Consider the following 14572-nt stretch of genomic DNA (forward strand, 5'->3'; position numbering starts at 1 on the left):
CGAGAAGAACCAGCATGCGGCGAAGTACCAGCCGGCGCAACAAGTACCCCAGCCACTGGCCGGTCCACGTCACCGGGCTGGCAGAAGCCTGGCAGCCGCTGCCCCAGCCCGTTACAGCAATAGCCGGACAGGCACTTGCACCCGCACACCCTGCCGGCGATGGCGAACTCACCGCCTCGCCCTGGATCGGCCTGCACTACGCGTCGGAAGGCACCTAGCAGCCGGTCAGGTGCCGCTTCGGCCGTTCCTGCCGATAGTAGTAGCGGCCGGCTTCGCGGAACCCGGCCCGGGCATACAGGTCCCGGGCACCGGAATTGGCCGCTGTCACCAGGAGCCAGTAGCCGTACAGGCCTTGTGCCGTCCCCGCCGCCAGCAGCGACCGCAGCACCTTGTTTGCGTAGCCGCGGCGCCGGGCATCAGGCCGGGTGGCCATGCCGTACACGCCGCCCAAGCCGCCTGACGCGCCGGAAGGAAGAGCAAGGCGTCCGACGGCGGCGGGCACGCCGTCGTCGTCCCTCACCAGTGCGTACAGCGACCGGCAGCCTTCGAGGATCCCGCGGGCAGTGGTGAGGGATTCCTCGTCACCGCGGCCGTCCACACTCCACCAAAGCCGCAGCCACTCGTCCGTCGGCTGTGCCGAGAGTTCGACGCCGGCGTCAGGCGCCGGCGCATCCCCGCCGGCACTTTGCACGAGGATCAGGGTCTCGGACTGGCGGGTGAAGCCTTCCTCATCGAGGACAGCGTTCAGCGCGGCACTCCGTGCATCGTCGAAGACCTGGAAGATCACGGGGAGCCGGCGGTTGCGGTACCAGGCCCGGGCATCCCGGAGCAGGGCCAGCCGCTGGGCCGGGGATTCATCCGGTTCCGAGCGCGGCCAGATCGAGTTGGCACGCTGGGTGACGCCGTCCGCGGCGCGAAGGACCCACCCGCCGGATTCCTCCCGGTCGGGAGCGGGCCAGGCGGCATCCATCGCAGCTTCAAGTTCCATTGCGGCTTCAACGTCTGGCAGGTCGGTGTTGGCCACTTTGCTCCATCCTTGGTCAACAGCAAGAGGCTCCCCGGTTGCCCGGGAAGCCTCTTGCTTTTGGTTAAGCCTGTTGGCTCAGTCGTCCTTCTTAGTGTTTTCTGCCGTTGGCGTTGCCGGCTTCTTGGCCTCAGGCTTGAAGTCCACGCCCGCCTCCTTGCGCTGCTGCGCGGTGATCGGCGCCGGAGCCGCGGTCAGCGGGTCGTAGCCGCCGCCGGACTTCGGGAACGCGATGACGTCGCGGATGGACTCCACGCCGGCCAGCAGTGCCACAACGCGGTCCCAGCCGAAGGCGATGCCGCCGTGCGGCGGGGCGCCGAACTTGAAGCCCTCCAGGAGGAAGCCGAACTTCGTCTCGGCGTCTGCCTTGTCCAGGCCCATGAGTTCGAAGACGCGTTCCTGCACGTCGCGCTCGTGGATACGGATGGAGCCGCCGCCGATTTCGTTGCCGTTGCAGACGATGTCGTAGGCGTAGGACAGGGCCGATTCCGGGTCCTGGTCGAACGAGTCCATGAACTCGGGCTTGGGCGAGGTGAAGGCGTGGTGGACGGCCGTCCATTTGCCGGCACCAACGGCCACGTCACCGGAGGCGACTGCGGCGGCGGCTGGCTCGAACATGGGGGCGTCCACAACCCAGCAGAACGCCCAGTCGGCGGGGTTGATGAGGCCGGTGCGGTGCCCGATTTCAACACGGGCGGCACCGAGGAGCGCACGGGCCGGAGCCTTCTCGCCAGCGGCGAAGAAGATGCAGTCGCCGGGCTTGGCGCCGACGGCGTCGGCGAGCCCTGCACGCTCAGTGTCAATGAGGTTCTTGGCCACGGGACCGGCCAGCTCGCCGTCTTCCTTGTACAGGACGTACGCCAGTCCCTTGTGGCCGCGCTGCTTGGCGAACTCCTGCCAGGCGTCCAGGGTGCGGCGCGGCTGGGAGGCGCCGCCGGGCATCACCACGGCGCCAACGTACGGGGCCTTGAAGACGCCGAAGTTGGTGTCCTTGAAGAAGTCAGTCAGCTCTGTCAGCTCTACGCCGAAGCGCAGGTCCGGCTTGTCCGAGCCGTATCGCGCCATCGCGTCCGCATAGGTGATGCGCTGGATAGGCGTCGGGATTTCGACGTCGATCAGCTGCCACAGGGCTTTGACGATGCTTTCGCCGAGCGAAATGATGTCATCCTGCTCCACGAAGCTCGCTTCGATATCCAGCTGGGTGAATTCCGGCTGGCGGTCTGCGCGGAAGTCCTCATCGCGGTAGCAGCGGGCGATCTGGTAGTACTTTTCGAACCCACCCACCTGCAGCAGCTGCTTGAAAAGCTGCGGGGACTGCGGCAGCGCGTACCAGGAACCCGGCGCGAGGCGGGCGGGGACCACGAAGTCGCGGGCGCCTTCGGGCGTCGAACGCGTCAGGGTGGGGGTTTCGATTTCCACGAAACCATCCTTGTGGAGCAGTTCGCGTGCGATGCGGTTGGCTTCTGAGCGCAGGCGCAGGTTGCGGGCGGGGCCCGGTCGGCGGAGGTCCAGGTAACGGTGCTTGAGCCGCGCTTCCTCACCCACTTCAACGTGCTCGTCGATCTGGAACGGCAACGGGTCGGAGGTGTTGAGGATGGTCACCTTCTCGGCAATGACCTCGATCTGGCCGGTGGCCAGCGCAGGGTTTTCGTTGCCTTCCGGGCGCTGGGAAACGGTACCGATGATCTGCAGCACGTACTCGTTGCGGAGCCCGTGGAAGACCTCTTCTTCGCGGACTACCACCTGGGCGACGCCGGACGCATCGCGAAGGTCAACGAATGCCACACCACCGTGATCACGACGCCGGCCCACCCAGCCGGCCAGGGTTACGGTTTGTCCAATGTGCTCGGAGCGAAGGGATCCGAGGTCATGTGTGCGCAGCACAGCGTACCTTTCAGAAGGAAGACAGAGATGATGTTGAATGGGACCGTTACGGGAACAGCCCCGTTCGAGTTTACCCGTTGGAGAGGCTTCCCTTCCGCCATGCAGACCCATCAGCGGCTTCAGCGCCGGCTCGGCGTGTTTGACGCCACCGCCATCGGGCTCGGATCCATGCTCGGTGCCGGAGTGTTCGTCGTCTTCTCCCCCGCCACGGCCCTGGCGGGTCCGCTGATGGTTGTCTCAGTGGTTATCGCCGGCGCCATTGCCTACTGCAACGCCGTGGCATCCGCGCAGCTGGCTGCCAAGTACCCCGCCAGCGGAGGCACGTACATCTATGGCCGGAAACAGCTCGGCGAATGGCCGGGATTCATCGCCGGCTGGGGCTTCGTCACCGGCAAAACGGCATCGTGCGCGGCCATGGCACTGACCTTCGGCCATTATCTGGCACCGGCCTACGCCACGCCCTTCGCAGTCGCTGCGGTTGCACTGCTCACCGCCGTCAACCTGATGGGCATCACCCGCACCGCCTTCCTGACGAGGATCCTGCTGGGGCTGGTCCTGGCCACACTGGTGTTTGTGACCGTGGCGGGCATCGCGGGGCCGCATCCGGAACCGGCCGGTCCCGGGGAATCCGTTGGCAGCGCCTGGGGCATCCTCCCCGCGGCCGGGCTGATGTTCTTCGCCTTCGCCGGGTACGCCCGGATCGCCACCCTGGGCGAAGAAGTCAAGGATCCGGCCCGTAATATTCCGCGGGCCATCCTTGCAGCGCTGGCGGCTGCCTTCGTGATCTACCTGGGACTGGCCGTGCTGCTGCTCTGGCACCTGTCCCCGCAGCGATTGGCCGAATCCCTGTCACCGTTACTGGACGCCGTGACCTCGTCCGGCCTGAGCGCCGGCGTCCCGCTGGTGCAGGCCGGCGCGGCCGCGGCCTGCCTGGGCGCCCTGCTGGCACTCATCACCGGGGTGGGCCGCACCGCGATGGCGATGGCGAGGGAACGGGACCTGCCGGCACCCCTGGCCCGGGTGGCTGGCCGGCACACTGTCCCGTTCATCGCGGAGCTCTCAGTGGCCGCTGTAGTGATCGCGCTGCTCCTGACGGCGGACGTGCTGACCGTGGTGGGCTTCTCGAGCTTCGGCGTGCTGATCTACTATGCCGTCACGAACGCCGCCGCATTCACCCTGGCCCAGCGGCCAGGCAGCGCGCCCAGGTGGCTGAATGCAGCCGGCTTCGTTGGCTGCCTGCTTCTGGCCGGCACCCTGCCGATCGCTTCCGTGGCGGGGATGGCCGCCGTGCTGGCAGCCGGAGTGGCCGGCCGGTTCCTTGTGCTGCGGCTACGGAAGCTGCCGCCTAGGACTTGAGGACGCGGACGTGAAGGTCCTCGTCCGACGGCGCCCAGGTGGCCGGATCGGCGTCGGCCTGTTCGCCTGAGCGGATGTCCTTGACCTGGTGCTTGCCGTCGTCGTCCGTAAACCAGACGAAAGGGATCCCGCGGCGGTCGGCGAACTTGATCTGCTTACCGAACTTCTCGGCTTTGGCGGCCACCTCCGTGGAAATCCCCCGGCCGCGCAGCTGGGCGGCAACGTCCTGCGCCGCCCCCAGCTTGCGTCGTTGTTCAAGGCGACGAGCACTGCCGTGGGCACCGAACGGGTGGCCTGGGCCAGGTCCTGGCTCAGGATCCTGGAGACGAGGCGCGTCACGCCGATGGACAGGCCAACACCGGGGAACTTGCGGTTGCCCTTGCTCGCCAGGGCGTCGTAGCGCCCGCCGGAGCAGATGGAACCGAGCTGTTCATGCCCCACCAGGACGGTTTCCACCACGGTTCCGGTGTAGTAGTCCAGGCCGCGGGCGATACTGAGGTCCGCCACGACTTTGCCGGGCGCACGCAGCACGGCTGCAGCAATGACCTGCTCCAGCTCGTTCAGGCCCTCCTCGAGCAGCTCGTCCTTGACGCCCAGGGCACGGACCTTGTCCACGAAGGACGTGTCCTCTGTGCGGATGCCCGCGAGGCTGAGCGCGGCCTGCGCCTGCTCCTCGGTGGCCCCGAGTTCGGTCTTCAGCAGTTCGGCCACCTTTGCTGCGCCGATTTTCTCGAGCTTGTCGATGCTCCGCAGCACGCCGGCCGTGTCCGTTAGGCCAATGCCGCGGTAGAAGCCTTCGGCCAGCTTGCGGTTGTTGATGCGCAGCCGGAAGTCGGGAATCGGCAGGGCGCTCAGGGCCTCGGCGATTACCAGCGCGATTTCTACGTCGTAGCGGAACGCCAGTTCGCCGTCGCCCACAATGTCGATATCCGCCTGGGTGAACTCACGCGCGCGACCTTCCTGCGGACGCTCGCCGCGCCAGACTTTCTGGATCTGGTAGCGGCGGAACGGAAACGCGAGGTAGCCGGCGTTCTCGACGACGTACCGCGCGAACGGGACCGTGAGGTCGAAGTGCAGGGCCAGGGAGTGGTGGTCGCCCTTGGCGGCTTTGGATTCTTCGCCTTCGTCGTCCTGCAGGCGGCTGAGTCCGTACACCTCTTTGTCGATATCGCCCTTACGGAGGAGCTGGCCGACCGTTTCCACAGCGCGGGTCTCGATTGAGGAGAAGCCGTGCAGCTCGAAGACGCGCCGCAGGGTGTCCAGCACATGCAGCTCCACCAGCCGCTCCTCGGGAAGCCACTCGGGGAATCCGGACAGGGAGGCGGTGCGTGCCATGGTGGATTTTCTCCTCAGGTAACAGACGGCTGGAATCCGCTGCCCAAAAATCCGATTCCGCCATGCGATCAAAAAGCGGCCGTAAAGGCGGGAGTCCAGCCAGTCATGCATAAACTATGTGCGGCAGTCAGTTTATGCTTTCGGCGGCTGCAACTCTAATGGAGCGGCCGGAGCATCACCTGCCGCTTTGCTGCCGGACACCGGACGTCGCCTTTGGCCCGTCCGATGGACGGCCCGACAACCAGGAGGACTTTTGGCGGCCAGTTCACGGAGCGCCCGCGAGGCAAAGCGGCGCATCCTGCAGATGGAAGCGAAACGCGAGTTGCGGCGGCACCAGGAAAAACGCCGCAAGCGCGACAACCTCATCGCTGCCGGTGCCGGTACCGCAGCGCTACTGCTCGCCGTCGTTCTTCAACTGACCGTCTTCTCCAGCAACCCCACGGAGGAAGAGTACGCCGCGGCGCAGGCAGGGCTGACCAGCCCGTCGGCGTCGCCGAGCACTCCGGCCACCAACGCCGCCAACATCCCCAAGCCCGAAACCGCGGCGGGCAAGGTTTTCACCGGTGAGCTGAAACTGAACAGCGCCCCGCTGGGCGTTGAGCTGGACGGGACCAAAGCCCCGCAGGCGGCCGCCGTCTTCAAGTCCCTGGCCGACGAGAACTATTACAACGGAATCAGCTGCCATCGGCTGACCACCGGCGAGACCTTCGGAGTCCTGCAATGCGGCTCCAAGACCGGTGATGGCCAGGGCGATCCCTCCTACACCTGGGGGCCGCTGGAAAACACGCCGGCGGACAACAAGTATCCTGCCGGAACCATTGCAGTGGCACGCACAAGCGGCAACGCCTACGGCAACGGCACCCAGTTCTTCATCGTCTACAAGGACACCGTCATTCCGGCGGATGAAGCCGGCGGCTACACCATTGTGGGCAAGGTGACGTCCGGCCTGGACGTAGTAACCAAGATCGCAGCCGGCGGTATTAAGACGGGCGGAAGTGCAACAGACGGCGCACCTGCGGAACCAGTCACGATAGACTCGTTCTCTCTGAAGTAACCAGCCCCGGCCTACACGCTGCGGGTGCAGGTATTTCCCTCCAAGCGAAAGACTTTTAGCGGTGACAGACAGTCAGAAATCCGACGAAACAGTAGCAACAGCTGCCGAAGAAGCCGAGACCGGGGCTCAGGTGGTTGAGGACGTCCAGGCGGCCGGCAACGACGCAGCCTCCGAGACGGCCTCCGACGCACAGCCAGAGACCCCGGAGGTTTCCGAACCGGAAACCTCCGGGGCTGAGGCTGAGCCCGCCGAGGCACCCGGCGCCCAAGAGGCACCGGCTCCTGAAGAGGAGCAGGCGGCTGATGCTGCCGGCGAGGCACCGGCTGCTGAGGAAGCACCTGCCCCTGAGGCGGCTGCTGACGACGCGCCGTCCGCTGAAGCCGAGGCTGAAGAGGCGCCGTCCGCTGGCGCCGCGCCGGCTCCCCGTCCTGCACCGCGGCCGGCCCCCTCACCGGCTGCCTTTGCTGCGCGGCCCAAGGCGGCTTCGTCCCCGGCGGCTCCTGTTCCCGCTCCGGTCTCGTCGGCGGCATCGCTGGCGGAAGCTGCACGCTGGGGCCGTGTCGAAGGGGACGGACACGTCTTCCTGACCATCGACGGCGCCGAACATCCCGTGGGCCAGTACCCGGATGTCAGCGACGACGAGGCGCTGGGCTACTTTGCCCGCAAGTTCGACGACGTCGTGGCCCAGATTGTCCTCCTGGAACAGCGGGTCAGCTCCAAGGCCCCCACCACGGACATGCAGAAGACTGTGACGCACCTGCGCGATCAGCTTGCCGAACGGAACATGGTGGGCGATCTGCGCTCGGCTGAAGCGCGGCTCGACACGCTGTCCTCGCAGATCACCGAGCTCGAGAAGGCCGAAAAGGCTGAACACGACGCCGTACGCGCCGCCGAGCTGGCAGCCCGCGAAGCCATTGTCGCGGAGGCGGAAGAAATTTCCGGCCACGATCCGGCGCAAATCCAGTGGAAAACCTCCAGCGCCCGCATGAACGAGCTCTTCGAAAGCTGGAAGGCAGCGCAGAAGAACGGCGTGCGCCTTGGCCGCGGCAACGAGGATGCGCTCTGGAAGCGGTTCCGGGCTGCACGCACGGTCTTTGACCGCCACCGCCGGGCCTACTTCTCGCAGCTGGACAGCAACAATTCTGCGGCCAAGGCCGCGAAGGAAAAGCTGATCGCCGAGGCCGAGGCGCTGTCCTCCTCCACCGACTGGGGTTTCGCCGCCGGCGAGTACCGCAGGCTCATGGACGAGTGGAAGGCTTCACCGCGCGCCAGCCGCAAGGATGATGACGCTCTCTGGGCCCGCTTCCGCGCCGCGCAGGACGTCTTCTTCACGTCGCGACAGGCAGCCAACGATGAGATCGACCAGGAATACGGTGCAAACCTGACCGTGAAGGAAGCCCTTCTGGTCGAGGCCAACGCCCTGCTCCCCATCAAGGACCTGGCCGCCGCCAAGAAGGCCCTCCAGTCCATCCGCGACCGCTGGGAGGAAGCCGGCAAGGTTCCCCGCGCGGACATGGGCCGGATCGAAGCCGGGCTGCGGAAGGTGGAGGACGCCGTCCGCCACGCCGAGGACGAGAACTGGAAGCGCTCCAACCCGGAGACCAAGGCCAGGACCAACAGCGCGCTGTCGCAGCTGGAAGCGGCGATTTCCGGGCTCAAGGACGATCTCGCCAAGGCGGAGAAGGCCGGAGACCAGCGCAAGATCAAGGCCGCCCAGGAAGCCCTCGAGGCCCGCCAGGCTTGGCTGGACCAGATCTCACGCTCAGCCAGCGAACTCTCCTAGGAGCCAACGCAGCAACGCAGGCCCCGTCCCGGTTATCCACATAACCGGGACGGGGCCTGTACGCGTTAACGGGCAGCAGGAAAAGATGGCTGAATGGCTACCCCGTCCCGAGTCACCGCAGATACCATCTCCGATGAGCTCTATTCACCCGGCGCCGTGTTCTCGTGGCCGGAGCTGCAAGCCATGGCCGCGGACGGTGTCCTGAGCCAGCTTTACCAGCGCGGGTACATGCTGCCCGGAACCGCCACTACACCCCGTTTGCGGGCCCGCGCGGCCTCGTTGGCGGTTCCGCCGGGCATCCGCCAGCGCGTGGTTGCGGGCCGGATGACGGCGGCGTGGATATACGGGTGCGCCCGGGAACCGGACCGGCTGGCGCTCCTGGTGGACGCAACGCGGCGGGTGTCCAGCCTGCGGTCCACCCGGGGCTGCACCCTGCACGAGGTCAGGCTCGGACGGTTCGACGTCGTCAGCCTTGGCGGGCTGATGGTTTCCAGCCCCCTGCGGACGGCACTGGACATTGCCCTGCACGTCGACGCGGACCGGGCCGTGCCAACGTTGCGGAACATGCTGGCAAGCCCCGAGCTGGACGTCCGGCTGCGGCTTCTCACCCTCGCCGTTGAAGCCACGCCCAGGGTGCCGCACAAGAAAGCCGCCCTCGAAATACTTTCGGCCCTGCAGCCCCAGCATGGCCAATAGCCTGGCTAGCCGCTCGGCAGCTAGCCGCGCCGCCGGTTGCCGGTGGTCCGGTAGACGTCGAACACGCCGTCGATGCGCCGCACCGCACTGAGCACGTGGCTCAGATACTTGGGATCGCCCATCTCGAAGGCGAACTTCGAAATGGCCACGCGGTCCGTCGAAGTGTGCACACTGGCGGCAAGGATGTTGACGTGGTTTTCGGAAAGGATCCGGGTGACGTCCGACAGCAGTGACTTCCGGTCCAGTGCCTCCACCTGGATTTCCACGAGGAAGACGCTGGACTGTGTTGGCGCCCAGTCCACTTCCACAATGCGGTCCGGCTGGTCCTTCAGGTCCGAAACGTTCGTGCAGTCCGTGCGGTGCACCGACACGCCCGAGCCGCGCGTGACAAACCCCAGGATGGGATCCGGCGGCACGGGTGTGCAGCAGCGGGCAAGCTTGACCCACACGTCACCCACCCCGCGGACGATCACCCCCGAATCGGAGTACTTCGTCTTGCTGACCTGGGTGGGGATGCTGATTTCCGTCAGGTCATCCTCCGGGCCCTCATTGCCGCCGAGGGTCTCCACGAGCCGTTCCATGACCGACTGTGCCGAGGTGTGGCCGTCACCCACTCCGGCGTAGAGCCCGGAAATGTCAACGTATTTGAAATGCTCGGCGACTTCGGCCAGGGCATCGTGGGTCATGAGCCGCTGCAGGGGAAGGTTCTGCTTCCGCATGGCCTTCGTCAGGAGTTCCTTGCCACGGTCGATCGCCTCTTCGCGGCGTTCCTTGCTGAACCACTGCCTGATCTTGTTACGGGCACGTGCGCTCTTAACAAAATGCTGCCAGTCCTGGCTGGGGCCTGCGCCCTCCGCTTTGGAGGTGAAGATTTCCACCCAGTCGCCGTGGTTGAGCTCGCTGTTGAGCGGCACCAGCTTGCCGTTGACGCGCGCGCCGATTGTCCGGTGGCCGACTTCCGTGTGGACGGCATAGGCGAAATCCACCGGCGTCGACCCGGCCGGCAAAGCCATGACCTCGCCCTTGGGCGTGAACACGAACACTTCGCGGGCGTTGATTTCGAACCGAAGGGAGTCCAGGAATTCGCCGGGGTCTGACGTTTCCTGCTGCCAGTCAACGAGGGACCGCAGCCAGCCCATGTCACCGTCACGGGGGCTTCCGGGACCTGCAGCCGTCCGGTTCGGCTGGTCCTTGTATTTCCAGTGCGCGGCAACGCCGTACTCGGCGCGGCGGTGCATCTCGTGCGTGCGGATCTGGATTTCAACAGGCTTCCCGCCCGGCCCGATCACGGTGGTGTGCAGGGACTGATACATGTTGAACTTCGGCATCGCGATGTAGTCCTTGAACCGCCCCGGCAGCGGATTCCAGCGCGAATGCAGTGTGCCCAGGGCTGCGTAGCAGTCCCGGACGGAATCCACCAGGACCCGCACGCCCATGAGGTCATTGATGTCGTCAAAGTCCTTGTCGCGGACGATCATCTTCTGGTAAATCGAGTAATAATGCTTGGGCCGGCCGGTGATGGTTGCCTTGATCTTGGCCGTCCGCAGATCGTCGGTGATCTGGTTCCGGATGACGCTGAGGCTCTTCTCACGCTCGGGGGTCCGGTCCCCCACCATGCGGACGATTTCTTCGTACACCTTGGGGTAGAGCGCCGCGAAGGACAGGTCCTCCAGCTCCCATTTGATGGTGTTCATCCCGAGCCGGTGCGCCAGCGGGGCGAAGATTTCCAGGGTTTCCCGGGCTTTGCGGGCCGAGGACTCGGCCGAGACGAAGCGCCAGGTGCGGGCGTTGTGCAGCCTGTCCGCCAGCTTGATCATCAGCACGCGGATGTCCTTGGCCATGGCGACGACCATCTTGCGGACCGTTTCCGACTGTGCGGCTTCGCCGAAACTCACCTTGTCCAGCTTGGTGACGCCGTCAACAAGCATGGCCACCTCAGGGCCAAAGTCCCTCTTCAGGTCGGCCAGGGTGTAGGGCGTATCTTCCACCGTGTCGTGCAGGAGCGCGGCGGCGAGGGTGGTTCCGCTCAGGCCCAGTTCGGCCAGGATCGTCGCGACAGCGACCGGGTGTGTGATGTAAGGATCGCCGCTCTTGCGTTTCTGTCCCCGGTGGCTCTGCTCGGCAACGACGAAGGCCCGCTGGATGAGGTCGAAGTCCTCTTTGGGGTTGTTGGCCCGCACAGTGCGCAGCAGGGGCTCAAGAATAGGCGAATAGGTGGCCGTTCCCCGGCCGGTCAGCCTGGCGAGCCTGGACCTGGTGCGTTCGCGGCGTCCGGGGAAGGTGGGGCGGAGCCCTGAACTGTCAACCGGCACACCGGCGTCCGGGCGCCCGGACGCTACCAAGCCGGCCTGCGGACCCTGGCCCGGACCTTCACCACCGTCGGCCGTTGGCGCCGACGTCGAACGTTCTTCCAATGAAGCACCCCTCACGACCCGTTAATTATCCCAGTCTATTCCCGCGGCAGGAGACTTCTGTAACCGGACCGGATATGCGAAGGGCCGGGCCCCGTCACGAATGACGGAGCCCGGCCCTTCAGGGCTGGACAGCTCAGGCTGTTGCGGTCTCCGGTGCAGCCGCAGCCTTCGCGGCCTCACTGCGGCGGCGCTCCACCCGTTCCGCCTGCTTGACGAGCAGGGGTTCGCCCTGCCGCAGCCAGGCGTACAGCGGGGCGGCGATGAAGATCGTCGCAGCGGTGCCGATCAGGATGCCGACGAACAGGGCCAGTGAAAGGTCGCGCAGGGTGCCTGCACCCAGGAGCCCGGCCCCGATGAACAGGATGGCGCCCACCGGAAGGATGGCCACCATCATGGTGTTGATGGACCGGACCAGGGTCTGGTTGACAGCCAGGTTGACCTCTTCCCCAAAAGTGCGGCGGGTGGACGAGTTGACGTCGGCCGTGTTTTCGCGGATTTTGTCGAAGACCACCACGGTGTCGTACAGCGAGTAGCTGAGCACCGTCAGGAAGCCGATGATGGCCGACGGCGTGACTTCGAAGTCGCTCAAGGCGTAGACGCCGGCCGTGACGAACATGGTCACCAGCATGCCGACAAGCGCCGACAGCGACATCTTCCAGGTCCGGAAGTAGAGCGCCATCAGGACCGCGGCGATGCCAACAAAGATCACCAGGCCCAGCAGCGCCTGCTTGGTCACATCAGCGCCCCAGGTGGGCCCGACGAACGTGGAGGTCACCTCGTTGTCCGTAACGCCGTAAGCGGTGGTCAGGCCTTCCTTGATCCGGAGCGTTTCATCATCCGTGAGCTTGTCGGTCTGGATCCTCATGGTGGTGCCGGCCACGTTGGCTACACGGGGGACGCTGCTGCCGGCCACCACATCCTGCACGGCCTTCTCGCCGAGCGTCGAATCGGTGGTCTTCACGTTCGAGACGGTGAACTCGGATCCGCCGCGGAACTCGATGCCAAGGTTGAACCCGCCCTTGGCCACCGGCAGGAGAATGGACAGTGCCACGGCCACGGCGGCGATCAGGAACCAGATCTTCTTGGAATCGACAAAGTTGTACGAGCGCTTGCCCGTGTAAAGCTCGTTACCGAAAGTGGCAAAACTGCTGGACATTTACTTGTCCTCCTTGGATACGCTCTTGGAGGAACCGGCTAGCTGCTCCTGCTTTTCCGCCAGGCGGCGTTCTGCAATGGTCATCCGGCGCTCGGCTTCAGCTGCGGCACCGGTGTTCTTGGCGCGAACCACGGCCGGCTTGTCTTCCGGCGTGCGGAGCCTGCCGGCCCCGCGGTACAGCGGCATGGCACCGAGGCGCTTCGGGTCGAGGCCGGAGAACTTGTGGCCCTCGCCGAAGAACTTGGTGCGGGCCAGGAGCTGCAGGGTCGGGTGCGTGAACATGAACACGACGATGAGGTCGGCGATGGCGGTCAGGCCCAGGGTGAACGCGAAGCCGCGTACGTTGCCTACAGCGACGAAGTAGAGGACCAGGGCGGCCAGGAGGTTCACTGCCTTTGAAGCCAGGACGGTGCGCTTGGCGCGCTTCCAGCCGTTTTCCACGGCAGAGACAAGCCCCTTGCCTTCGCGCAGTTCATCACGGATGCGTTCAAAGTAGACGATGAAGGAGTCTGCAGTCTGTCCGATGGCCACGATGAGGCCGGCCACACCGGCGAGGGACAGCCGGTAGTTTTCGGTCCAGCCCAGAATGGCAATCGCCAGGTAGGTCAGTGCACCGGCGACCACGAGGGAGAAAATGGTGACAAATCCCAGCGCCCGGTATTGGAAGAGCGAGTAGACCACAACCAGCAGCAGGCCAATCACGCCGGCGAGCAGACCCATCCGGAGCTGCTCCCCACCCAGGGTTGCCGAAATCTGCTGTTCGCTTTGGATGTCGAAGCTGATGGGGAGGGCGCCGAACCGCAGCTGATCAGACAGCGCTTTGGCGGACTGTTCAGTGAATCCGCCCGTGATCTGGGGACGGCCGTCGGTGATCACCGCGAGGGACCGCGGGGCGGAGATGACCTGGTCATCGAGGACGATGGCGAACTGCGCTTTGGGATCGGAGCCCGATTCGCCGCCGGCGGCCACGAAGAACTGGTACAGCCGCTCGGTGACTTCCTTGAACTTGGCGGTGCCTGCCTCATCGAACTGGATGTTGACGGCCCATTCGTTGGTGACGGCGCCCTGCGCACCCTGCTGCAGCTGGAACGAAGAGGACTTGATGTTGGAGCCCTTTACCTCCACCGGACCCAGGATGTACTTGATGGCCGGGGACGTTGCGGTTGCCGGCTCACAGGTGACCAGCGGCTTGGCGGGGTCCGAGCGCTCCTGCTTGTCCTGCGAGGGCTTGTCGCAGTCCAGGGTTTCGAACTTCTTATAGATGTCGGCAGTGACCCAGTTGATGTCGCTGCTGTTGGCCGGGGCCGCCGTTGGCTTGGGCAGCTTGTCGTCCGGTGTCAGGGACTCGGTGGGCACAGCAGCGCCCGCGCCCGCCTGAAGTACCGGCCGGAAGTTCATGTCTGCCGAGGCCTGGATCAGGGCCCGGGTTTCCTTGGAGGGTGTGCCCGGAAGGCTTACCACCACGTTGCGGCCGGACTGCGTGCTGATTTCAGCTTCCGCAACACCCGAGCCGTCCACGCGCTGGCGAATGATCGCAACGGCCTGGTTAAGCTGATCCTCGTTGATGTCCGAACCGCCCTCGACCTTGGGCGCCAGGATCATCTGGGTTCCGCCTTCGAGGTCAAGCGCAAGCTTGGGTGCCCAGCTGGCATGGCCGGACATCGTGCCGCCCGCGAGCACGGCGGTCATGACGGCGACGATAACGCCGAGCCAGACCAGCACCCTGAGTGCTGAGTTTTTGGGGCCAGTACGTGCCATTGTCGATCTTTCTATTGTTTACGGAGGAGCCGCCGGGGTGAGCTCCTGGGCTCACTCACCGGCGGCAGCCCGCGGCCGTCGTTTGTTCTACGTAGCGGGACTAGGCGAAACC

10 protein-coding genes and 1 pseudogene are annotated in these 14572 nt (G+C 65.6%); 5 read left to right on the forward strand and 6 right to left on the reverse strand.

Features of this window, described 5'->3' with window-relative positions:
• Positions 1 to 14: 14 nt before the first annotated feature.
• Positions 15 to 218: a hypothetical protein gene (locus FCN77_RS15105; protein ID WP_137322925.1), complete on the forward strand. Its 204-nt coding sequence runs from the start codon at positions 15 to 17 to the stop codon at positions 216 to 218.
• On the opposite strand, the gene FCN77_RS15110 is transcribed toward FCN77_RS15105, so the two are convergent.
• Together FCN77_RS15110 and aspS are read right to left on the reverse strand one after the other, a co-directional pair.
• Positions 215 to 988 (reverse strand): GNAT family N-acetyltransferase, encoded by a 774-nt coding sequence (locus FCN77_RS15110; protein ID WP_137324790.1) that lies wholly within the window; start codon positions 986 to 988, stop codon positions 215 to 217. The two genes, FCN77_RS15105 and FCN77_RS15110, sit on opposite strands and share 4 nt — an antisense overlap.
• 114 nt (positions 989 to 1102) lie before the next feature.
• Positions 1103 to 2908 carry an aspartate--tRNA ligase gene (aspS, locus tag FCN77_RS15115; RefSeq protein WP_137322926.1) on the reverse strand — a complete coding sequence of 602 codons (1806 nt, stop codon included), beginning with the start codon at positions 2906 to 2908 and terminating at the stop codon, positions 1103 to 1105.
• Positions 2909 to 3007: 99 nt separating this feature from the next.
• On the opposite strand from aspS, the gene FCN77_RS15120 reads away from it, so the two are divergent.
• Positions 3008 to 4264, forward strand: a complete 1257-nt coding sequence (locus FCN77_RS15120) for an APC family permease (protein WP_137322927.1) — start codon at positions 3008 to 3010, stop codon at positions 4262 to 4264.
• Here the strand turns inward: FCN77_RS15120 and hisS are convergent.
• Positions 4254 to 5599, reverse strand: a pseudogene (hisS, locus tag FCN77_RS15125) (histidine--tRNA ligase). The gene FCN77_RS15120 and the pseudogene hisS overlap by 11 nt on opposite strands.
• A gap of 253 nt (positions 5600 to 5852) precedes the next feature.
• Here hisS and FCN77_RS15130 point away from each other — a divergent pair.
• From FCN77_RS15130 to FCN77_RS15140, 3 genes are all read left to right on the forward strand, one after another.
• Positions 5853 to 6653, forward strand: coding sequence for a peptidylprolyl isomerase (locus tag FCN77_RS15130; RefSeq protein ID WP_137322928.1), 801 nt, complete (start codon positions 5853 to 5855; stop codon positions 6651 to 6653).
• A 61-nt stretch (positions 6654 to 6714) separates the two neighbouring features.
• Positions 6715 to 8436, forward strand: coding sequence for a DUF349 domain-containing protein (locus tag FCN77_RS15135; RefSeq protein ID WP_137322929.1), 1722 nt, complete (start codon positions 6715 to 6717; stop codon positions 8434 to 8436).
• Between the two features lie 93 nt (positions 8437 to 8529).
• Positions 8530 to 9132 (forward strand): hypothetical protein, encoded by a 603-nt coding sequence (locus tag FCN77_RS15140; RefSeq protein ID WP_137322930.1) that lies wholly within the window; start codon positions 8530 to 8532, stop codon positions 9130 to 9132.
• Positions 9133 to 9152: 20 nt separating this feature from the next.
• On the opposite strand, the gene FCN77_RS15145 is transcribed toward FCN77_RS15140, so the two are convergent.
• From FCN77_RS15145 to secD, 3 genes are all read right to left on the reverse strand, one after another.
• A complete protein-coding gene (locus FCN77_RS15145) occupies positions 9153 to 11546 on the reverse strand; it encodes a bifunctional (p)ppGpp synthetase/guanosine-3',5'-bis(diphosphate) 3'-pyrophosphohydrolase (protein ID WP_137322931.1) in 2394 nt (797 codons plus the stop codon).
• Positions 11547 to 11679: 133 nt separating this feature from the next.
• On the reverse strand, positions 11680 to 12702 hold the full coding sequence (gene secF, locus FCN77_RS15150; RefSeq protein ID WP_137322932.1) for a protein translocase subunit SecF: 1023 nt from the start codon (positions 12700 to 12702) through the stop codon (positions 11680 to 11682).
• Positions 12703 to 14460: a protein translocase subunit SecD gene (gene secD / locus FCN77_RS15155; protein WP_137322933.1), complete on the reverse strand. Its 1758-nt coding sequence runs from the start codon at positions 14458 to 14460 to the stop codon at positions 12703 to 12705.
• Between the last annotated feature and the right edge of the window lie 112 nt (positions 14461 to 14572).

Source organism: Arthrobacter sp. 24S4-2, from assembly GCF_005280255.1.
Lineage (GTDB): Bacteria > Actinomycetota > Actinomycetes > Actinomycetales > Micrococcaceae > Arthrobacter.